Origin of the sequence: Sphingomonas sp. 1F27F7B (assembly GCF_005503355.1) — a bacterium.
In the GTDB taxonomy this organism is placed as follows: Bacteria; Pseudomonadota; Alphaproteobacteria; order Sphingomonadales; family Sphingomonadaceae; genus Sphingomonas.
On the sequence record NZ_SCMK01000027.1, the window covers coordinates 16,251 to 35,132 of the forward strand.

The 18,882-nt window shown below is 65.1% G+C and carries 22 protein-coding genes; 4 read left to right on the top strand and 18 right to left on the bottom strand.

All coding sequences use genetic code 11. The annotated features are described in order from the left end of the window. The first annotated feature begins 6 nt into the window (after window positions 1–6). Window positions 7–528, top strand: coding sequence for an SOS response-associated peptidase family protein (locus FFS08_RS19825; RefSeq protein WP_066969933.1), 522 nt, complete (start codon window positions 7–9; stop codon window positions 526–528). Here FFS08_RS19825 and FFS08_RS19830 read toward each other — a convergent pair. The 7 genes from FFS08_RS19830 to FFS08_RS19860 form a co-directional block, all read right to left on the bottom strand. Continuing rightward, window positions 525–2,147 carry a hypothetical protein gene (locus tag FFS08_RS19830; protein WP_139181863.1) on the bottom strand — a complete coding sequence of 541 codons (1,623 nt, stop codon included), beginning with the start codon at window positions 2,145–2,147 and terminating at the stop codon, window positions 525–527. The genes FFS08_RS19825 and FFS08_RS19830 overlap by 4 nt on opposite strands. A 13-nt stretch (window positions 2,148–2,160) precedes the next feature. Beyond that, window positions 2,161–3,819 (bottom strand): hypothetical protein, encoded by a 1,659-nt coding sequence (locus FFS08_RS19835; protein WP_070936291.1) that lies wholly within the window; start codon window positions 3,817–3,819, stop codon window positions 2,161–2,163. A gap of 177 nt (window positions 3,820–3,996) precedes the next feature. After that, a complete protein-coding gene (locus tag FFS08_RS19840) occupies window positions 3,997–4,635 on the bottom strand; it encodes a hypothetical protein (protein ID WP_070936293.1) in 639 nt (212 codons plus the stop codon). Between the two features lie 45 nt (window positions 4,636–4,680). Then, window positions 4,681–4,881 carry a hypothetical protein gene (locus FFS08_RS19845; RefSeq protein ID WP_066703418.1) on the bottom strand — a complete coding sequence of 67 codons (201 nt, stop codon included), beginning with the start codon at window positions 4,879–4,881 and terminating at the stop codon, window positions 4,681–4,683. 46 nt (window positions 4,882–4,927) lie between these two features. Then, window positions 4,928–7,987 carry a MobF family relaxase gene (gene mobF, locus FFS08_RS19850; RefSeq protein ID WP_030090599.1) on the bottom strand — a complete coding sequence of 1,020 codons (3,060 nt, stop codon included), beginning with the start codon at window positions 7,985–7,987 and terminating at the stop codon, window positions 4,928–4,930. A 3-nt stretch (window positions 7,988–7,990) separates the two neighbouring features. Continuing rightward, window positions 7,991–10,285 carry a type IV secretion system DNA-binding domain-containing protein gene (locus FFS08_RS19855; RefSeq protein ID WP_030090598.1) on the bottom strand — a complete coding sequence of 765 codons (2,295 nt, stop codon included), beginning with the start codon at window positions 10,283–10,285 and terminating at the stop codon, window positions 7,991–7,993. After that, window positions 10,275–10,565: a hypothetical protein gene (locus FFS08_RS19860; protein WP_030090597.1), complete on the bottom strand. Its 291-nt coding sequence runs from the start codon at window positions 10,563–10,565 to the stop codon at window positions 10,275–10,277. Before FFS08_RS19860 ends, FFS08_RS19855 begins: the two co-directional genes overlap by 11 nt. A gap of 658 nt (window positions 10,566–11,223) precedes the next feature. Between FFS08_RS19860 and FFS08_RS19865 the strand changes: the two genes are divergently transcribed. Then, window positions 11,224–11,442 carry a hypothetical protein gene (locus FFS08_RS19865; RefSeq protein WP_030090596.1) on the top strand — a complete coding sequence of 73 codons (219 nt, stop codon included), beginning with the start codon at window positions 11,224–11,226 and terminating at the stop codon, window positions 11,440–11,442. A gap of 113 nt (window positions 11,443–11,555) precedes the next feature. Here the strand turns inward: FFS08_RS19865 and FFS08_RS19870 are convergent, their stop codons facing one another. Beyond that, window positions 11,556–11,783: a hypothetical protein gene (locus tag FFS08_RS19870; RefSeq protein ID WP_062787863.1), complete on the bottom strand. Its 228-nt coding sequence runs from the start codon at window positions 11,781–11,783 to the stop codon at window positions 11,556–11,558. 731 nt (window positions 11,784–12,514) lie between these two features. Between FFS08_RS19870 and FFS08_RS23650 the strand changes: the two genes are divergently transcribed. Continuing rightward, the gene (locus FFS08_RS23650; RefSeq protein ID WP_157077779.1) at window positions 12,515–12,679 is read left to right on the top strand and encodes a hypothetical protein; all 165 of its coding nucleotides are present in this window, start codon (window positions 12,515–12,517) and stop codon (window positions 12,677–12,679) included. Between the two features lie 72 nt (window positions 12,680–12,751). On the opposite strand, the gene FFS08_RS19875 is transcribed toward FFS08_RS23650, so the two are convergent. Then, window positions 12,752–13,357, bottom strand: a complete 606-nt coding sequence (locus FFS08_RS19875) for a hypothetical protein (protein ID WP_349290417.1) — start codon at window positions 13,355–13,357, stop codon at window positions 12,752–12,754. A gap of 184 nt (window positions 13,358–13,541) precedes the next feature. Further along, the gene (locus tag FFS08_RS19880; RefSeq protein ID WP_030090592.1) at window positions 13,542–14,516 is read right to left on the bottom strand and encodes a DUF2493 domain-containing protein; all 975 of its coding nucleotides are present in this window, start codon (window positions 14,514–14,516) and stop codon (window positions 13,542–13,544) included. A 512-nt stretch (window positions 14,517–15,028) separates the two neighbouring features. Between FFS08_RS19880 and FFS08_RS19885 the strand changes: the two genes are divergently transcribed. Continuing rightward, window positions 15,029–15,385 carry a hypothetical protein gene (locus FFS08_RS19885; RefSeq protein ID WP_066703409.1) on the top strand — a complete coding sequence of 119 codons (357 nt, stop codon included), beginning with the start codon at window positions 15,029–15,031 and terminating at the stop codon, window positions 15,383–15,385. Window positions 15,386–15,417: 32 nt separating this feature from the next. Here FFS08_RS19885 and FFS08_RS19890 read toward each other — a convergent pair whose 3' ends face one another. From FFS08_RS19890 to FFS08_RS19925, 8 genes are all read right to left on the bottom strand, one after another. Then, complete coding sequence (locus tag FFS08_RS19890) at window positions 15,418–15,738, bottom strand: single-stranded DNA-binding protein (RefSeq protein WP_062787869.1); 321 nt, start codon at window positions 15,736–15,738, stop codon at window positions 15,418–15,420. A gap of 399 nt (window positions 15,739–16,137) precedes the next feature. After that, window positions 16,138–16,329: a hypothetical protein gene (locus FFS08_RS19895; protein ID WP_062787870.1), complete on the bottom strand. Its 192-nt coding sequence runs from the start codon at window positions 16,327–16,329 to the stop codon at window positions 16,138–16,140. Window positions 16,330–16,394: 65 nt separating this feature from the next. Then, window positions 16,395–16,832: a hypothetical protein gene (locus tag FFS08_RS19900; RefSeq protein ID WP_030090590.1), complete on the bottom strand. Its 438-nt coding sequence runs from the start codon at window positions 16,830–16,832 to the stop codon at window positions 16,395–16,397. 3 nt (window positions 16,833–16,835) lie between these two features. Beyond that, window positions 16,836–17,096 carry a type II toxin-antitoxin system Phd/YefM family antitoxin gene (locus FFS08_RS19905; protein WP_037505398.1) on the bottom strand — a complete coding sequence of 87 codons (261 nt, stop codon included), beginning with the start codon at window positions 17,094–17,096 and terminating at the stop codon, window positions 16,836–16,838. Between the two features lie 190 nt (window positions 17,097–17,286). Continuing rightward, complete coding sequence (locus tag FFS08_RS19910) at window positions 17,287–17,799, bottom strand: DUF736 domain-containing protein (RefSeq protein ID WP_062787872.1); 513 nt, start codon at window positions 17,797–17,799, stop codon at window positions 17,287–17,289. 163 nt (window positions 17,800–17,962) lie between these two features. Further along, on the bottom strand, window positions 17,963–18,283 hold the full coding sequence (locus FFS08_RS19915; protein ID WP_030090587.1) for a DUF7673 family protein: 321 nt from the start codon (window positions 18,281–18,283) through the stop codon (window positions 17,963–17,965). A 73-nt stretch (window positions 18,284–18,356) separates the two neighbouring features. After that, window positions 18,357–18,686, bottom strand: a complete 330-nt coding sequence (locus FFS08_RS19920; RefSeq protein ID WP_062787874.1) for a hypothetical protein — start codon at window positions 18,684–18,686, stop codon at window positions 18,357–18,359. Then, a complete protein-coding gene (locus tag FFS08_RS19925) occupies window positions 18,683–18,877 on the bottom strand; it encodes a hypothetical protein (RefSeq protein ID WP_083216155.1) in 195 nt (64 codons plus the stop codon). Before FFS08_RS19925 ends, FFS08_RS19920 begins: the two co-directional genes overlap by 4 nt. Between the last annotated feature and the right edge of the window lie 5 nt (window positions 18,878–18,882).

Sequence of the window (18,882 nt, forward strand, 5' to 3'; positions counted from 1 at the left end):
CTTGTCATGGCGACGCCAACACCGTTCGACTCCGAGGCCCCCCTCGAAAAGCTCTTGCCCATCATCCGGCGAAATCCGGACGATATGCAAGAAATGGAAATGGTCGAGGCCCGGTGGGGCTCCAATCCACGCTTCAGCGGCGGGGCCTCCTTCCGCTTCGTGCGCTCGGAGGGCCAGATCTTCCCCAGCCAGCGCTGTCTGGTGCCCGCCTCGGAATTCCACATGACCGTTAGCGGCGGCAAGCAGTATCGGGTGCGGCTCGAAGACGGCAATTTCTTCTATCTCGCGGCGATCTGGGAGCCGGCCATGGCAGAGTGGCCCCTGTCCTTCCGGGTCATCACCGTCGCGGCCAATCCTGAAGTCAGCCACTATCAGGATCGACACGATGCCATCATCCTGCGCCGGCAACGCATGCAATGGCTCGACCACCTGCTCCCAGAGATCGACCTTCTCGAAACACCGCCGGCCCGCACCTTCATCGTCGAGGAAATAAACGGCGGCCCGAGGCAGAAGAGGCTTGCCGTCTAGTCCGGGATCTGGATTTCCATCGCCGCCATCTGAGCGATCAGCTCTGCCCTGGTGATCCGAACATCAAAGCGCCATTCAAGGAGCCGCACACCGTGGCGAGCCAGCAGCGCGCGCTTTTTCTCGTCGCGGAATTGCGTGAGCTTGAACCCCTCTTCGCCGCCGAAGAGCGTCACGGGCGCGTAGTGCTGCTGCCCCTGATACTCGATGGCGAGGCCCAGCTCCGGCACATGGATATCGACGGACTGCATGCCGAGGAACGCCGGGCGCCATTGATGGACCGCGGAGGGCCATAGGGTTCGAACCAGATCGAGCAGCGCCACCTCGGACACCCAGCCCCGTCCGATCTCGGGAATCGACCTCTCGCGGCGGAACGCCTCTTCGGCAGCGACCATGGCGGTCGCAAAGAACGCGGATGCCCCGGTGTCGGCGGCCCCGATGTTGATGGAGAAAATCCGGCCGCGCCGCGCACCGTGGTTCGTGAACTGCGCCATATGACGCCGATAGGCGGCCCAATCCGAAGCGGGCGGCATGGGCGGTATCATGGTCGACCCGAAATCCGGCCGAAGCCTGATCATTTCCTCCAGGACAGGCGGCTCCAGCGTGAATTGCGCATCGAGATGGCCCAGGAATGCCTCGAATTCCTCCAGCAGACGCCCCGCAATGAGCGATGATTCCGCATGTTTGCGCGCCAGTACGCGAATATCCTGCGCGCGCAGCGGCGATCCTGTCAGGAATCTGAGATAGATGACCTCGTCGAACAGAGGCTCACGATCGCGGCCGGGCACCGCCTCGACCAGCGTAAGTGCCTCGTCGAGCCGATCAGCCTGTGTGAGTTCAAGAACGCGCTGCCAATGCGGATCGGGATCCCAAGGTTCGCCATCGACATCCGGAAGATCACCTGGGAGGCCGGTGCCGTCAGCGCCACGCCATTGGTCGCCAAGCAGGCGTGCCTGCAATCCGTAACTCCGGGCCCGTTGATTGTCTTCCCATACGCGGGCAGTCGGCAAGGCTGGATCGAGGGGATTGGGCGTCCAGGACTGACCTTGGGCGATTCCATCGGGCCGCATCACATAGCCGATGTCGAATCCCGCGGCGGCGTAATCAGCCATGGCGAGATCGCCGATAGCTTCAACGATGCGCTCGAACAGCCGGACCTGATCCTGACGGACCCCGATCGAGAGCAGGACGCGGCCACGCGCCGAGATCTGCCGGAAGATGCCCGGCGCATGGACGGAAAGCTTAACGGCGCGTTGCCGCCGGATCCCCGGCCCTTCGAGGAAGTGAATGCGATGGGTAATGTCGTCGGGGAAGTCGGGATAGCTCAACGGCACCGGCTCCACCGCCTTGGGCACCCGCTTCTTGGGCGGCGCCTCCGGTCCATATTCTGTCAGCAGCTCACCGCAGAGCGCCGATAGTCGAGTGAAATGAACGGCCGTTGCCGAGCCTGCCGCGCGTTTCCCTGCGAGCGTCGCGTAGAGTTTCTGCCACTTTGCCAGGTCCTTTCGATAGAATTCGCGGGACATCCGGCTGCGCAACGTATCCTCATGGAGCTTGGCTGCCTCACGGAACGCCTGAAGACCGGCATCTCCCTCTTCCGGTGACGGGGGCTTGAGCTCCACAGCGCGCACCCGGTCAGTCGAACGACGGCGAGCCGTCGGCCCAGCCCGACGCCTGCCAGAGGATATTGAATTGCTCCTGCAGCTGCGGCTGCATCGGCGCGGCAAGATCGGTCACCTGAAGCTCAGGCAGGAACAGCTCGGGCTTTCGGATCTTGCGACCGCCACCGCGGGCCCGCGTCAACTCGACGTCTTCCACTCCCCGGAATGCGATGGAAACGAGGCCGGAACCGGCCAGGCCCACGTCGGCGAGCACGGCGGCAAGACGCTCGAGATGGGCGGCGATCGATGCTTCCAGCTCGCGACCATTCACCAGGATCTCGGGATCATCGTCGATCCGGGCGCCGATCATCGCCTCGAATTCAATCAGGCCGGGTCGAACAAGGCGCGTGCGCCACCGGGTCTCCGGGTTATTTTCGGTCTGAATGAGCGGCAGGCCATAGCTCCACCATTGGCGCTCATCCGAATCTGACTGAACCCGGACCTGGCTGTCAGGCGGAAAGCGGAGCGCCGCAGCGAGGACGGTCTTTGGATCGAGAGCCGGCCGATCCATCGCAGCGAGCGGCACAATGCGCAGCGTCATGCTGGGCATGGCGACGATCTCGGGAAGCCCTCCTCGCATCCGGTCCGCCGCCAGCTCTGAAATCGCGGTCCGCGCGGCCTCCCAGCGGGGATCCACCTGCGGCGCCGTTGGCGCCGGCGGCGCGACACGAATTCGGGAGCGCCCAACCTTCTCGAACGCATCTATCGCGCCGATCAGCGTTCCGGCGCGCGCATTGAGTTCCCGGATCGCATCCAGGGTGACCTGCTGCGTGCCGTGCCGCACGTCATAGTCGGTCTTCGGCCAGACCATGTTGGGGTTCCGGTCCATCACATGGATGCGCTCATAGACCAGCTCCATGAGAGAGGTGTTCGCCGCGCGAAGCGCCATGGCGGCCTCCTGTAGCGCGGTGTCCTCGAAATCGAAGGCAGCGCCCGCCCAGGTAGCAGCCATATCATCGAGGGGATCGAGTGCCTTGCGCGGATAGGGCGTCCCGAAATTATGCTCGCGCAGGAACTGGCGCAGCAGCTCCGGGATTTGCTGGCGATACCGCTGCAACAGCTCAACATCATGAGGGTGAGGTTCGGCCGGCGGCGCAGCCGCCATAAGAACCTCGTCGTCGAGAATCAGGCGAAGAGCGCTCTCCAGATCCTTCTGAAGCCCTGCCCGCGCCGCCTGGCGCTCCTCGTCGGTCGCGTCGGCCGGACAGTGGAAGAGGATCGGCCGTTTGAAATGGGTGAGGTCGAACGGAAGAGGATGCTCGTCGGGATGGCCCATCGCTGTGTTCATGACGCCGATCATCCTGCCCCACCCGCGCGATTTTAGCGCCCAGCCATGCTCGAGCAGGACATTGGGGTTGGGCGAGAGCTGGCCCTTGGCGCGCGTGGCAACGTGCGTGAGGTCGGACAGGAAGGCGACCGCCCGGTCGATCTTTCCGAAGATGGTGTCCGCGAGCGGCGGCATGCCCGGCACATTCACAGTGTCGCGATCGGCGCGAAGCTCACGATCGGCGGGATCAACGTCGGCGTCCGCATTGACGGTTCGAATGGCGCGGTCCAGCGCCCACTGAATCAAGCCGCGACCGATCCGGTTCTCCGTGTCGCTTTGCCAGGAATAGAAGATATGGTGCGGCATTCAGGTAGCGATTCTCGTCGTTATGGTGGTCGCCCTCGCTAACATGCCTGCCTGGCCCAAGCATCATGGACGCACTTTCCCTCGTCGAATGATTGTCATCAATGACACTCTACCAGGCGTTTCGGGGTAAAGTGTCATTGATGGCATCTTAGGTTCTGGTGGGGCGGGCCGCCCCGGTCAAAGCGGCGCTGGTCGAGAGCCCATCATCCGCGTCTCCAGATTGCCGCCGGGCCGACGATGCAGGTCGATGACGTGACCCATCGTCGGCGTGAACTCTATCAGACTGGCCACCGTCTCGTAGGATGTGTTCGGCCCGAAATAGCGCTTCGCGCCGTGCCACTTCCGCCCCTCGATCAGGCGGACCCGGTACGTACCCGCAGGCACCGGCAGGGACACCCGGTCATTGGCGGCAACATAGATCGACAGTGCATGGGCGTTCGTATCCGGGTCCACCAATTGCACCACCGTGTTGGAATCGGCTGCCTCGATCGTGAGATTGCTGCGTTTGATCAGACCGATAACATTGGCCCCAACCGTAACCGACCCGCTCTCCGGAAACGGCTGCGCCGGCTCGAGATCAGGAATCCAGCCATGACGCTGCGCGTCCCCATAGAATGGGATCAGGATCAGCAGCAGGCTCAGCACCGGCAGGGCGAAACGGACAGCGATCGCCGCCGCAGACGGTTGTCGGCGATATCGCTGGTGGCGCGGATCAAGCCAGGCCGCCTCGATCCGCCCCCTACCCTCGTTCCATCTCGTCCGGTTGGCGCGCTGTCTGTGGCGCGCTCGCATATAGTCGCGATCATCGATGCCCATTGGACAGCCGCCTCCTGCCGAATGTCCGGGCCGCCGACGTCCGGATCAAAACCAACCGCCCTTGCGGCCTTCGCCCGCGTCACGAAGGTTTCGGCCGTCGATGGCGGAGCGGCGGATCTCCAGCTCGACCTCATCACCCTTGCGCCGGGTGCGGAAGTCCGCATTGCTGAGGCCGTTGCGCCGGGCATAGTCCTCGGCGGCCTTCTCGCTGCCGAACTTGCCGCCTTCGTCAAAATCCCATGCCATCGTCACTCTCCTTGCTTTCAGCCGGCACCGCGCCGACCGTTCGTCATCAAAGATCAAGGCCCAGGCTGCGCTCGGGCAGCGGCGGCAGCAGGTCTGCCTTTTCGGGCTTGAGATCCGGGGGCGCCTTGAGGCCGTCGCCCTTGATCGGTGCTGCGGGCTCAAGCGGCCCGTCCGGAATGGGGGGAAGATCAGCGAGGATGTCCGGCTGATCCGCGAGGTTGATCCCGTCGATCGGGCCGGGATCGAACTTCACCGGCTTGGCGCCGCCCTTCTTGCCGTCGATATCGAGGCGGCCGACCGTCTCTAGGGCCGAGGTCTTGTTGCCGGCATTGTGGTCGAGCTGGCGTTCGAGCTTTTCCTTATCGTCCACGATCATGGTGAGTTCGTCGCGCACCCGCGTCACGCCCACATTGAACAGGCGCTGGTTCGACAGGTTGCGCTCATGGCTGTCCATGACCGTGATCGCCTTGTCGGTGGTGATGCCCTGCGCCATGTGCATGTTGAGCGCGTAGGCGAGGTCCAAACGCGAGAGCATCGGATCGCCCGGCGCCAATGTCAGGGTCTGATTGCCCGCCGTCTCGACGGTGATGCCCGAGGCATCGGCCGAGATGATCCGGGCGAGCGCCGCGTTGTGCAGGTCGCGCGGCTTGTCGTTCGCGGTCCAGCGGATGCGATCCCCCTCGCGGACATGCAGATCCTTCTTCTCGGTGAGTTCGAGCCGGTCCCGCTTTTCGGTGGGCGAGAGGCGCTGCGGGTCGAAGCGAATCTTGCGGCGCCCATCGACCAGTTCGACCTTGCCCGAGGGCAGCACCCTGGAGACGTCATAGCGTCCCTGCGCGAGCCCGACGTCCTGCGCGCCGCCGCGGCCGACATCGAGGGTGAGGCCGGGCCGATAGCTGGCGGCGTAGCGAAGCTCCTCGCGGGTCAGGTTCACGCGGTCATAGACGATGAGATGGATGCCCTCGCCCCGCACGGTGCCCTCGGCGGCAAGGCCGTCCTGGATGCGCTGGTTGATGATGGCGCGGGACTCCCGGCCAGACGCAAACACCTGGGTCGCGGCACGGTCGTCCGCCCCCAGCGCGAGCCACCTGTCGGCGGCCTCTTCGGGCGGGTTCGCGCTTTCGTGGACGTTATCGCCCAGCACCTTCATCGCCTCGCCCGCCTTACCGACATTGGCGAGCGCGGCGACGGTGCGCAGCGTGTCGGTCCGCTGACGGATATTCTCGTCCATTCGGGCCATCGTGCCGCCGGCGGCCTGGATCATCGCGAAGGACTTGCCGGCGTCGATCGAGGAGAGCTGCTGGCGATCGCCAACCAGCACGAGCTTGTCGATGCCGAGCGCCTCGACGATGCTGTGAAGCTTCAGCATGTCGGCGCTGGAGACCATCGAGGTCTCGTCCACGACCAGCATCGCGCCGCCGAGCCGCTCGCGCGCCTCCTCGTAGCGCGGCGTATCGCGCTCGGTCAGGTAGCGCTCGTTGGCGAGCACGAACGAGGCGATCGTCTGGCTCTTGATCCCGGCCCCTTCGGCGAGGTCGGCGACCATCTTGTTCTGGAAGGCCAGGCCCAGCACATCCTTGCCTTCGCCTTCCGCGATCCGGGCAACCGCCTGCAGCATGGTCGACTTCCCGGCGCCGGCGACGCCCTGGACAGTCACGGTCCGATCTTCGGAGGAGAGGATCAGGGTCGCGGCTGCGAGCTGCCCCGCATTGAGCGGGCGATCGGCGACCTCCTGCAGGCGGGCGGGCCCATCCTGCGCGGGGAGTATCGGCACCGCCTTGCCCACGCCCGCATCGACCGCCTTGAGAACGGCTTCCTCGGTGCGCAGCGCCTCCTGGGTGGTCACCATCCGGACGCCCTTGTCGCCGGCGCGGGCGACACCGGGGATTAGCTGGCGGTTGTCGTAGAGCTGCTCGATCCGGTGCTCGACCGTCTCGATGGTGACGCCCTTCAGGCCGAGGTCCAGCGCGGTCTTGGAGAGCTTGTTGACGTCGAACGCCGCCTCGCGTTCGGCGAGGATGCGGACGGCCGAGGCTACCGCCAATTGCGTCCGGGCGACGGCCGGCGATTTGGTGGCGCGGGCAAGGCCGCTGTCGATCAGCGGATCGGGCGAGCGAAGGAAGCCGCCGATGAGATCGCGCGCGCCGGCGATCGCGTCGGTGACCGCCCGGAAGCCCCGCTCCAGCTTGTTGTCGGCGGCGCCCTGCCCTGCCCGGGCCAGCGCCGAGGCGAGCAGTCCTTTGCCGTCGAACCCGAGCTCCGCCGCCTTGTCGATCCATCCTTTGAGGAGCCCGTCGCGGTCCTCGACATTGAGCTTGGGATCGCGGGTGGTGGTGGTCACGCCGTCGCGCCCCTTGGCCGAGACGATGCCGAGCTCGGCCGCCTTCTCGAGGATCGCCTCGCGCCGTTGGCTGAAGGCATCGATGATCGCCTTGGGCACGCCCATGATCTCGAACGTGCCGTGCTTGCCCTTGAGCTCGACCTGGTAGCCGAGCTTCTCCAGCCCGGCGCGCAGGTAGGCGTGGTAGATCGCCCCGACGACCGCGTTATTCGACCAGATCTTGTCGGCGTGCAGCGCCTGCCATTTGCCGTCGGGCATCTGGGTCAGATTGGCGATGACGGAGTGGACATGGGCCTGCGGATCGAGCGCGCGACTGGTGTCGTGCTGGAACAGCGCATAGACGAGCTTGCCGGTCGGCACCGGCACCTTGCGACCCTCGACGTCCTTGCGCCCTTCGGCGAGATTCTTCTCGACCCAGGCCATGGTTTTCTGGACCGCGACCATGTTGGCGGCGAGCACCCGCTTGTCGCCGGCGACATAGGCCATGACCGACACGGACTTGGGCGCGGAGAAGGTGAGGTCGACACCGTTGCGCCGGTTTTCGACCTGGGCGACGCCCTCTCCGCTCGGCAGGACGCCGCTCAGAATCTGCTCGAAGCTTTCGCGGCTGACTTCGCCTTCAAGCGCGAGGGCTTCGGCCCCTGCCCCGCCCCAGGCACTGACCTCGGAGGAGCCATCGGCCGTGTAGTAATTGTCCTTGAAGTCGTCCTTCGCGAAATAGTTCGCGGCGCCTGATGCGGAACGGACGGCGGCGACCGAGAGCATGGATCAGATCCCCATGTCGAGATCGTCCTGGTCACGGCCCGCGGCGAAGCCCTGACGCAGTTCGATGAGGGTCTGATCCTCGACTTGCGGCGCCTGCGGTGACGGTCCGCGCCGGTCGTCGGCGGGCCGCTGGCCGGTCTCCTGCTGGGCGTCCCTGCCGCGCGCGCCGTCCTCCTTGCCGCCGCCCGCTCCCTTCGCCTGCGGGGGCACCGGCCGGTCATCGCTACGCGGGGCGGTACGATGGGTTTCGGCGGCCTGGTCCTCGCTCGGCGACTGCAGGATCCGCGCCGCCATTTCCTTCGCAAGATTGGTTGGCTCGACCACCTCATCCACGATCTGGACGGCGCCGTCCCTGCCGCCGGCCTCACCGCCCTCCTCGTCGAAAATCTCCTCCCCGCGCTTGGACCGGACGGGCTGCATCACGGGACGCTTCAGGAAGCCCGGCGCCACGATGGGGTAGTTCTTCCATTCGAGAAGGATGCGCGCGGCCGGGAAACCGTCGGGGAATTTCACGAACCCGTGCATCGAGGGCAGGTTGGTGATGTCGTCGGGGATCACGAGGGGCTCGACCTGCTTGCGCGGAGTCAGGGTCGAGGCGTCGCGATTGTTGTTGTAGCCGTAGCTATAGGCCTCATCCATCTGCCGCACTTCGCGGTTGCCGATGTACTGCGAGCACTCCTCGGCGGTCTTGAACTCGCTGGTCGCGAGGATGAGCTTGGAGCGGGCGAGCGAGGCGAGATTTCGCGCGCCTTCCTCGCCATAGACCTCGACCAGCTTCTGGAAGCTGTGGAGCCCCAGGATCATTGCGCCGCCGAAGTTCCGCGCGGTCTGCAGGCCCTTCTCGATCGCAGGCAGGCGGTGCAGCGCGCCGACCTCATCGAACATGAACCAGGTCCGCAAGCTGCGCGTGCGCGGCAGCGTCATGAGGCTGGTGATGGCGATGTTCATCCAGAGCGTCAGCAGCGGCCGGTTCATCTCCAGATCGTCGTAGTCGGAGGTGACGAACAGGATCGATCCGGGCGCGCGCTCGGTGGTCATCCAGTGCCGGATCGAGAACGGCTCTCCTTCGTCGGGCAGGAAACGCAGGACCTGCGCATTGGTGTTGAAGACGGCGCGGATCGATTCCGCCATGCGGGCCGCTTCCGGGGCGGTCAGCGGGTCGGCGATGGTGTTCGCGAGGAAGCGATGCACCCGCTTCAAATCGGCGGTCATCAGGTTCTCGGCGAGCGCCAGGTTGGTGGTCTGGCCGCGCTCCTGAAGCCGGACGCACATCTCGATGAACAGGGTGCGGGCCGCGAGCGCCCAGAAGGGCTCGGACGAGCCGCCATCGGAGGGAATGAGCGCCGCGGCGGCCGACGTGAAATGGCTGTAGGTCGAGCAGTCGTTGAAGATCGACCAGGCCGGGCAGCGCTGGTCCATCGGGTTCAGGATCGTGTCGCGCATGGGATCGTAGAAGGCTTCGACATAGGCGCCGGTGAGATCGAAGATCACGGCGCTGTCCTGGCGCTGGCGCATCTGGCTGACCAGACTCCTGAGCTCGGTGGTCTTGCCCGCGCCGGTGGTGCCGATCAGCATGGAATGGGACTGCTCGAGGCGGTGCGGATAGGGGATGCCGGCGAGCGTATAGGGATGGTGGATGCCGCCCGCCTTCCGTGTCGCGAACGGCAATTTGAGCACGGCGGCGGACGAGCGGCCGGGGAAGAACTCGCGCGCGTCCTCCGCGAATTTTTCCGCATTGTGCTGCGCGATTTCGGAGACCAGCACGGCGCGATCGACCAGCATGGCGCCGCGCTCATGGCGTTCCTGAAGGATCGAACGCCCACGCCTGCGCGAGATGTCGACGAACCAGATGGTGAGTGGCGCGACCACGAAAACCGAGACGAGGATCGAGCCGATCAGCGCCCGGATGGTGGTCTCCCAGGCCTGCTGCACGGCCGGGATATAGGGCACCACGGGCATGACCGTTTTGTAGATCTCGCCATTGGGCAGGGTGACGTTGACGCGCTTGTTGGGATTGAGGTCGACCCAGTTCCAGAGCGCCGAATAGATCTTCATGCAGACGAGCTGGAATCCGTGCTCGTCGAGGCGGATCGAGAGGATGACGAACCAGGCCGCGAGGAAGGCGAAGAACCAGACCATGATGGGCAGCCGCGCGCCCGAAAACCACATCAGCATCTCGTGGGTGAGAAGCTGTGAGCCGCGGGTGAAATTGCCCGAGTTTCGCTGCACGCGGCCGCGCGCAGAGTGGTGGGTCAGCGGGATGTTTTTCCCGTTCGAGCGGATGTCCTCACGCGCCATGATATTGCACCAGGCGCTTGTCGGTTTCGGCAACGAGGCGGTCGCGAAGCTCAGGATATTGCTCGCGCAGAATGACGTCGAGCACGAGCTGCTGGAACTCGCTGATCCGGGCCAGGCGGCGCTGGCTCGCGGTCAGCACGTCGGAGGATGAAAGGAAGACATTGAGGGCCGACCGGATGACGTCGGCGACGCTCAATTTCTGTTCGGCGGCGATCACGCTGAGGCGGTCCCATTGGGCGCGCTCCAGGCGGACGTTGTAATGCCGGTAACTGGTAGCCAAGACCAACCTCCTAGCAGGGAGGCTGGTGGGGACTGAAGAATGGCTCTATTTATAGCCGAGCGGCCCGGTTCCGGCAAGTTGATCGTCATGGACCAGCAGGCCGTAGTCTCACAGACTACGCGCGAATGGCTGATTTCCGCCGTTTTTGCCCGCCCACCAGCTCGTACTACAACGTAGTCTCCTTTCCTTCCGCGCTAACCCGTTGTGAAACAACGGAACTCATGCACCTTCAGGTGCGTAGGGTGTGCTAATCCCAAGAGCCCGATCCCCTGTCCCTGGGCCTGTTACGATGTCGTCGGAGAGGAGCCGGTTGCCGGGACCGGCGAGGTACGCGCCGCCGTGAGGCGGAACGCGCGAGGCCGGTGTCACCGATCCGATCAGGGCGCGAAAAGCCCCGATGCGCAGCATCAACGTCGGCCAAAGGGCCGCGTTGGAAAGGCGAGGATCGTGACCCGAAGGGCGGAGACAAGGCGCATGCCTTGGCTCCGTGAGGTTGGGCTCTCGTTGCCTGAAGGGCATCGGGAGCCCTAGCGAATAGAGCCGTCGTCGGGCGCAGGCCCGATGCGCCCAGCCCCATGAATCTTCTTCTTCCTGCCCTCACCAACCAGCGCTATGTTCAGCCAGTTCATAGCCCGATTAGCCTTCACAAGAGGCACCTATGGCAAAGACACTGGAACAGGAGAGACAGGCTCTCGAAGAGGATCAGCGCCGGCTGGAAGAGCGGCGCAGGAAGCTCGAAGAGAAAGAGCGCGAGCAGGCGATCGCGACGATCGAGAAATCCGGACTGCTGAAGCTTGAACCTAAGCGGCTCGCCGATCTGACGGCCCGCATCAAGACACTGGGTTTCGAGGAAGTCGAAAAGCGGCTCAAGGCCTGAATCATCCCCCGCCGCGGCAACGCCGCGGCACGGTCATGGGGGGCTCGATGCCCCCCGTGACCGTTCCTCTCCCAGCAAAAAAAGGGGAGAGGCCGCAGCCCCTCCCCTATCGTTCAGAATTCGTCGATGATGCCGCCCGGCGCGGTGTAGACGATCCGGTCGATCATCGCCTGTCCGAGCGCGCCGTAGTCGCCCTCGTCAATGGCGAGGAACCCCAGCTCATCGTCCTCGACCACATGCTGGTCGAAGTAGCTGTGCATCGCGCGGCGCTCGGCATTGGCGACGGCGGCGAAGTAGGCGGCGTGCTGATCGGCGGCGGCGATGTTCGTGATCGTCTGCATGTTCGTCTCCTGTCGTCTTGAATGACAGGGGAATGGCGTCGGGCGGGCGGGACCGTGTCAGGCCTCGCCGGCTTGCCGGCGACCGCAAAGCGGCGGTGGGGGTCACGATTTTCTTCGGCGGCCACCGTCGTTCGAGATTGATGCGCAGCGCCCGATCCGCCGAAGAAAATGGTGGGGCCCCGCCGGGCTTGAGACGGTCTCGTCCGCCCGACAGAATGGGAAGACTGTGAGAGATTTTTCCTCTCGGGGAAGCGCCTCCGGCAAGGCGTAGCGGCGCGCGGACCGACGGGTCCGTGCGGCACGCGAGCGAGCCGGTGTCGTCACGATGAAACGCCGCCCCATCATGGCTTTTGCGAATTATGAGAACGGCGTGCACGGACCCTTCACCGATCTCGGCCAGCGGGCGGAGCGGATGGACAATCCACTGATCCGGGAGGGTGCTGGACAGGGCCGAAACGACTTCGCCTTGGTGTCACAGGAGGTCTGTGTTAGGCGCCGGATTGCGCTGCGAAGGCTGCGGCGCCGGGACTGGTAATCCCGTCGAGAAAGGCAGCTCGGTGTGATCTCACGCCGGGGTGCCTGCGCACATGTCCAGGTGCCTTGGCACTAAAAGCGTAGGCGCATGTCTCGACGTGTTACCAGCCCCGGCTCCCGCGCACGGCGCGGGAGCTCTCCGGGGAGGAGCGACGGCCCGGAAGCTCGCGAGGATGGACCGCGCTCGAGGTAGCGATATGGACCTCTCGGAGACGGACCCGACGGTGACACGGGCGCTTGCGCTGGCATTGATGCGGCAGGCCAAAGAGTATCTGGCGGCGACAAACGATGTCGATGCCGCCGACCAATTGCAGCGCGCGATCGATACCCTGCTGACACCGCGAACGCCGGTCGCGGCATAGGCTCGCAGCGGCATTGCGGGGCGCGCCGCGCGCGGCGACGCGCCCCTTCGCGACGTCTGGTCCGGGCGGAGGCTATGCCCATTCCAGACGGGAACTGTCGTCAAGATCTCCGGTCGCGATCAGGCGGTCGAGCCGGGACAGGTATGGGGCTGCACCCTGCGCTTCGACGCTGCGCCGGATCGCGGGATCAGCGAGGCGGGCACGGACATTGTCGACCGGGATTTCGCCGACGCTCTCCGGTCGCAGTCCAAGCCCTTCGAGCAGCGCGAACGCATTCTGATAGGCCAGATCGAGTTCGAGGCCGAGATCGGAGGTCAGCCCGACCGACAGGGTGATCGGGCCAGTGTCGCCCTCGCGATAGACGCTGACCCGGCGGCCGCGAAACTGGGCCTCATCCAGCACCGTGATGACATCGGTCTGATAGTCGAAGATGCGTGCGATGCTGGCGAGCGCCAGCGGGCAGACACGCGCCTCGAACCGATAGGAGAGATAGTCGTCCTCCGCGAAATCTGGATCCAGCAGGGTCATGTCGAGACGCTCGCCTTGGCCGCGCAGAAATTCCCGGAAGGCGGCGAGCTGGCGGGCGTTGATGACGGCGGTCTGGCGTTCCTGATGGTCGGCCGATGTGGTGATGCGAAACACAATGGACATCTCGTCCTCCCTTGCTGAACGCAGCACCCGTCCCTTCTCCCCTCTGGCCGCCTGGCGGGGCGAAGTCGGTGCGAATGGTGGCCATTGCGCGAGCGCGCCAGCGCTCAGTCCCCCGCGGCGCGAAGGGGCTCGATGCCCCTGAGCGCCGCATGTCCACGCAGAAAAAGATGGAGAGGCCCCGGCCGAAGCCGGAGCCCCTCCAAGCGAGCACTCACGCGCTGCGCTGGGTGCGCTGGTGCGCGAGGCGGACGATGTGCAGCGGCACCCCCGCCTGCCGCAGCTTCTGGGCGAGGTTCTGCTGGATGCCCGAGCCTTCGCAGATGACGGCTTCCACCGGCTTGAGACCGAGAATGCGGTCATTGCGGACGAAGGCGGCGCGGTTGCCCTGACTGCGATCGAGGCGGAACTGGATGACCTTGACGCCGCGCGATGCCGCCCATGCGTGCGCCACGGCATCGCAGCCCTTCGCTTGCGCGGTGGTCGCGAGGATCATCTCCGGGATGCGTGCCTTGATGCTGTCGAGACCGTTCCAGAGCAGGTCCACGTCCTCCCACACCTGACCACCGGAGAACGCCACGACCGGGCCTTCGGGGGCGAACTGCTCGCGGCGCTCCCGGGCTTTCGAGGCAAGATAGTCGCGGGCCTCGATCATCGATGCGGTAAGCGCGCTGGAAACCCGGCTTCCCCGCACCGGCGAGAAGGGCTTGCCGGTTTCGACCCGATAGACCTCGGCGGCATGGTCGCGCATGCATTCCATCGCCTCGCGGCAACCCTGGAGGGTCTGGCAGAGGAGCTGGGTGTCTTCGAGTTCGGTCGCGTAGATCTCGGACGGATCATAGCTGCGTGCGAGATCGCCGAGCTTCTTGGCGGCGTCATCCTCGCGGCCCTCGATACGCTTCGCCACGACATGGAAGCTGTTGGCGAAACCCCACGCCAGATCGGCCGCAAACGGCTCCATGCGGGTGTCGCGCAGCACGTCGAACATGGTCTGCATCATCATCTCGGTGGCGGCCCGCACCTGCTCGGGATCGGGCATGTCAAGTGCTTCGGGCGCTTCGACGATGCTGAGCTTGGCCATCTCGCTATGTTCGATGAACGCGCCCTCGTAGGTCTGGGTCAGTCCGTCATTTTCACGCGACGCGGCGACGAAGCTGGCAAGGTCGGCGAAATTGTTGAAAGAAGTCATAAAAGCCTCCGAACAAGTCGATCTCTCATCCGGGATTGGATGAAAGATGAAATCTCATCGGATGGGCCGACGGGGCTTTGTCAGGGACGCGGGGACAAGTCCCCGCGCCGCCTCGGCGGGGCGTGGGGGAACCGATTTTCTTGGGGCCAGAGCGCAGCGACGGTCCCGGGAAAATTGGGGGGACCGCGCATCCTTGAGAAAGCCCCCCAAGGCACATCACACTACGGCGATGAAGCTTGTCTGATACCGAGATGTTAGAGAGAGAATTGGATTTGCCCCGGCCGCGCGGCGGCCGGGTTAACAGCAAATCGCTCCATACTGTCCCAGGAGAAACCCCCTCCCCATCACCCCCGCAAGGTGATCGTAACCCGGCAGGGCGGAGACGCGGCAAGGCCGTGGCTCCGGGAGCCGCAGGCGAGTAGAGCGCCGGTCCCGGCCTGAGCCTGTCGAAGGGCCGGGATGCGCCAAATGATCGAGCACCGACGCCGCAGGCAATGTTGAAGGAATGAAGAGTGAAGGCCCAGATTCAGGCGAACTATGAGGAGCGTCTATCGCGATATGCTGCACTGTTGCATGGCAATGAGCCACCGGGGCTGGTGGCGAAACTCGCCGTCTATCAGCAGCTCCTGCGGCAACGTGATATTCATGGCGACCGCCTGTGGCAGATCGAGCCGATCCTCTATCCGCTGGCGGAGCAGGACGTGATCGCGCTGGTGAACAGCGTGATCAAGGTCGTCACCGATCAGGAGTGGAAGCTCCGGGATGGGGCGAGCTTCCATGTCGGCGAGTTCTACGCGATCGGCGTCGAGAACATGGTCCACAACCTCGAGACGGGGCGACGCGCGAACTTCCCGGGCCAGTTGAGCTGAAGGGCGGCGCCCGCAGGCGCCGCTCTACCGGGTCAGAAGAAGTCGATCTTGTCGGCGATGATCTCGCAGCCGTACCGGGTGACTCCGTCGCGATCCTCCCAACTCGAATAGTGCAGCCGGCCGGTGATGGCGACGACATCGCCCTTCTTGCGCGAGGCGCCGGCCTTGCCGAGGCCGTTGAAGCAGGTGACCTTGTGGAACTCTGTCTCTTTGGCGGTGTAGCCGGTGGCGTCGTCGACATAGGTCTTGCCGTCCCTGAGCTTCACGCGATCGGTCGCGACAATGAGGGTGGTGACGGCGCCGCGGGTCTCGGGGTCCTTGGCGACGCGGCCGGCGAGATTGACGTTGTTCATGGTAGTGCTCCTCGTTGGGTCCAGCGGCCTTCCCGCCGGTGACACCGAAGAGCGGCGTGCGGAGAGGGTCCGCACCGTAGCGTCAGCGGAGGGGAACCCCTGGAGGGAGTTGGCGCGGGCAGCCGCGAAGCGGCAACACGGGCGACCGGATGGGGTTGCGGGACGTCTTCGTCTCGCCGCAGGTGTCAGGAACAGGCGAAGGAAGGCTGCTGGCCGCGGCGGGGCTCTACCCGATGGACGATCGCGCGGCGCGCTGCTCTTGACCCCGGCGCCGGCGGCGGAGCGCCCTCAGGAGTTCGTGCTCAGCAATCGGTGACGGGCAAGCCCGTTCGGCGAGGCCCGCTAGACGCAGCGATCGGGATTGAGGGCAGAGCCTCGTATTGCTCGGCCTCGGCGGCCTCAGGCGCGAAATGGCAGACGGAGTTTCGCGCGGCGGGACCTTTCGCGCGCGGTATCATGCTCATCAGCCCATCGGTCGGCGGCGATCTCTTCGTCCGTAGGTCGCGCGCCCGCGAGATCGGCCCGCTGCTTGTCGCTCAAGGTCTCGGCCGTGCTCACCGCCCGATTGCCGTGCCGCTGGTTCGTTCCCATGTGTTCTCACTCCGAAGTCGCGATGATCCGCGCCGCGTGGCAAATGCGGGCGCGGCCGATACTGGTCAGGAGGTACGCTTGACCTGCGTGACCTTGCCGGCGTCGTAGGCGGCGAGCCAGCGGGTGCGGATGGTTTCGTAGAAGGCGGTTGGAAGCTGACCGTATGCAACCTCGCCCAATGGATCGCCGGGCACCGTCCGAAGATCGGGCCCGGGCCATTGAAAATAGTTGAGCTCCGTGAGGACGACCCACGAGCGATCATCATCGAGCCCGAGACGAACCTTCGTCGCGTGCGGAATTTCAACGGCAAGGCTCGTGTCGGACGGCGGCGTATGGGTCACTGGCAGGATGGTGACCATCTTGGCGCCTGCCTTATTTGTCGTCGCGAGCAGCACGGCGCAGGGACGGTCTTTGCTGCCTTCTTCGTGACCTGCCTTTGCTTCATGGCTCCAGAGATACGAGTAGCGAATTACGAGGCCGGGAACTGGATCGGGAATTTGCACTCGTCAGGACTCGACCTCGTGATCGAAGGCAGCGGCTTCTGCCGGCGCTCGCGCCGCTCGAACCCCCTCCACGATTTCCTCCGGCACGTCAGTCAACGTGAAGACCTCGCGATCGCGCCGCTTGAGCCGCTGATATTCGGCGGCCGACATCAACACGAGGCTATCGTGGCCATGATGCGTGATGGTAAGGGGCGCAACCAGCGCCTGGCGGCTGATGCGGCCGAAGGCCTTTGACGCCTCAACGGAACTGACAGTCTGGGGCATGGTGATTCTCCTGTCCGGAAAGTACGGAGTTTCCGGATAAATTTCAAGTCCTCTCTGTCGCGCGCGCGAGGACGATAGCTGAGGACACGGTCACAGGGAAACGAAGGCAGGGCCCGCTTGCCGTGAGGCAAACGAGCCCTGCGGGGTTGCCGCGCGCCGGAGGGACGCGCGCGGCAGGGAGAGAGGATCGTCAGTCGGCCATCTCGGGCGTGCGGCGACGGCGGCCATTGCCCTGCGCGGGCTCGCCGCCGAACGCGCCCTCGGCCGAGGATTCACCCAGGCCATCCGTACCGGCGAGGCCGTTCGGCTTGGCCGGCTCGTCCGCACCGGGCAGCGGCGGCAGGCTGTCGTCGGCCGGGGCGGTGTCGGTCGGCGCATCGCGGCGGCGGTTGGGACGCGACCAGACGATGTTGTACGAGCCGTCGTCCTGACGGAACGCCGAGATGTAGAGCGGCTTGTCGAGGCTGGGATCCTCGATCTTGCCGTTGAGGAACATTTCGCCGGTCGCATTGGACGCCAGCTCGAACAGTGAGCCGACCTGGACCCACTGGCGTGCCGCCGAGAGCGCGAGGATCTCGAACTTGGGCGCACGCGGATTGGCGGAATGGACGGTGCGAAGGGCGATGACGATCGCGACCGTGAGCGTCGAGATTTTGCCGGTGTAGGTGCCGCTGGCGTTCTGGGTGATGGTGCCGATGTTCATGGGAAGTCTCCTGAGAAAGTGCGCTCGAACCCCTTGTCCGAACACCTTCTCTCACCCGCTCCTCTCCTCGGCCGTTCGGCCGAGTAAGGCGCGCCAGCGCCGCTCCGACGCGCCACTTCGGCGCCGTCGGGTACTTCAGGGCCTCGCAATCACGCGATGCGTGTCAAGTCTGGGGAGCGCTTGCCGATGGCCGCCACAGGGCAATGACATCCTGCATCTCTTCGGCGAAACCGAGACCGTCGATATAGACGGCGCCGCGGTCGTTCTGGCCGAGAAAGCCGATCACGCTCGTGATGTCGTTTGCCACGTCGATGTCGAGGCCGAACATGTCGGCGATCTCGAAATGACCAAGCTCCGGGCCATTCCACCAGGCCATCAGAAAGTTCGCGACGCGGCGCGCCTGCCCGGTGTCGCCCATGGCGAGCGGGATAAGCCGTGTCAGCGCCGCACGGGCGGAATCATAATCTGTCGGTACGGACGTCATCGGTTTTCTCCGCGCGCAGAGGGTATCGAGGCGAAACCCGGGCGCAAGCGTTTCTGCCTCGAACGGCCCGATCCTAATGAATCGAGCCGAACAGCCGCCGCTTGACCTCGGCCTGGTGCCGGCCATCCTTCTCGCCGATCGTCGCGGTCATGTCGGCGAGGAGCTGTTCGGCAAGCCTCGGCGGGATTTCCGCATAGGGCGTGATAACGGCGATCGCGGCCTCGGGCGTGGGAAGCTCGCCCGGTTCCGTGCCCCGCCAGATCAGCGCTTCCCCTTCATCGGGCTCATCATCGGTGCGAAAGCACACCTGAGCATAATAGGTCTGGAGCGGTCGGTCCCAGCCTACCGCCGCGCAGATGACGTCGGGATGGCCGGCCTTGGGCGGGAGAATGTGCCTGCTCATGCGTGTGTCCTCCGCATTCTGTGCGCGACGTGCCGCGCGGCGCCTTCGGCGCTGTTGATGGCCTGACCTGCTGCCGATGCCGCGCGGCGCGCGCCCGCCCTGCGCAGCAGGTTACGGGCTTCGCGCAGGCGTTCAACGGCAATCGCAATGGCTTGTCCGTCCTCGGACGTCGCGGGTGTGATGCGGCGCAAGATTA

Coding starts and splice junctions, on each gene's coding strand:
- FFS08_RS19840 (WP_070936293.1), bottom strand. CDS start 4,635: ATGGGCATCGATGATCGCGACTATATGCGAGCGCGCCACAGACAGCGC.
- FFS08_RS19855 (WP_030090598.1), bottom strand. CDS start 10,285: ATGGCGCGTGAGGACATCCGCTCGAACGGGAAAAACATCCCGCTGACC.
- mobF (WP_030090599.1), bottom strand. CDS start 7,987: ATGCTCTCGGTCGCCGCCGTCCGTTCCGCATCAGGCGCCGCGAACTAT.
- FFS08_RS19895 (WP_062787870.1), bottom strand. CDS start 16,329: ATGGGAACGAACCAGCGGCACGGCAATCGGGCGGTGAGCACGGCCGAG.
- FFS08_RS19915 (WP_030090587.1), bottom strand. CDS start 18,283: ATGACGTCCGTACCGACAGATTATGATTCCGCCCGTGCGGCGCTGACA.
- FFS08_RS19825 (WP_066969933.1), top strand. CDS start 7: ATGGCGACGCCAACACCGTTCGACTCCGAGGCCCCCCTCGAAAAGCTC.
- FFS08_RS19870 (WP_062787863.1), bottom strand. CDS start 11,783: ATGCAGACGATCACGAACATCGCCGCCGCCGATCAGCACGCCGCCTAC.
- FFS08_RS19865 (WP_030090596.1), top strand. CDS start 11,224: ATGGCAAAGACACTGGAACAGGAGAGACAGGCTCTCGAAGAGGATCAG.
- FFS08_RS19835 (WP_070936291.1), bottom strand. CDS start 3,819: ATGCCGCACCATATCTTCTATTCCTGGCAAAGCGACACGGAGAACCGG.
- FFS08_RS23650 (WP_157077779.1), top strand. CDS start 12,515: ATGGACCTCTCGGAGACGGACCCGACGGTGACACGGGCGCTTGCGCTG.
- FFS08_RS19905 (WP_037505398.1), bottom strand. CDS start 17,096: ATGCCCCAGACTGTCAGTTCCGTTGAGGCGTCAAAGGCCTTCGGCCGC.
- FFS08_RS19920 (WP_062787874.1), bottom strand. CDS start 18,686: ATGAGCAGGCACATTCTCCCGCCCAAGGCCGGCCATCCCGACGTCATC.
- FFS08_RS19910 (WP_062787872.1), bottom strand. CDS start 17,799: ATGAACATCGGCACCATCACCCAGAACGCCAGCGGCACCTACACCGGC.
- FFS08_RS19890 (WP_062787869.1), bottom strand. CDS start 15,738: ATGAACAACGTCAATCTCGCCGGCCGCGTCGCCAAGGACCCCGAGACC.
- FFS08_RS19845 (WP_066703418.1), bottom strand. CDS start 4,881: ATGGCATGGGATTTTGACGAAGGCGGCAAGTTCGGCAGCGAGAAGGCC.
- FFS08_RS19880 (WP_030090592.1), bottom strand. CDS start 14,516: ATGACTTCTTTCAACAATTTCGCCGACCTTGCCAGCTTCGTCGCCGCG.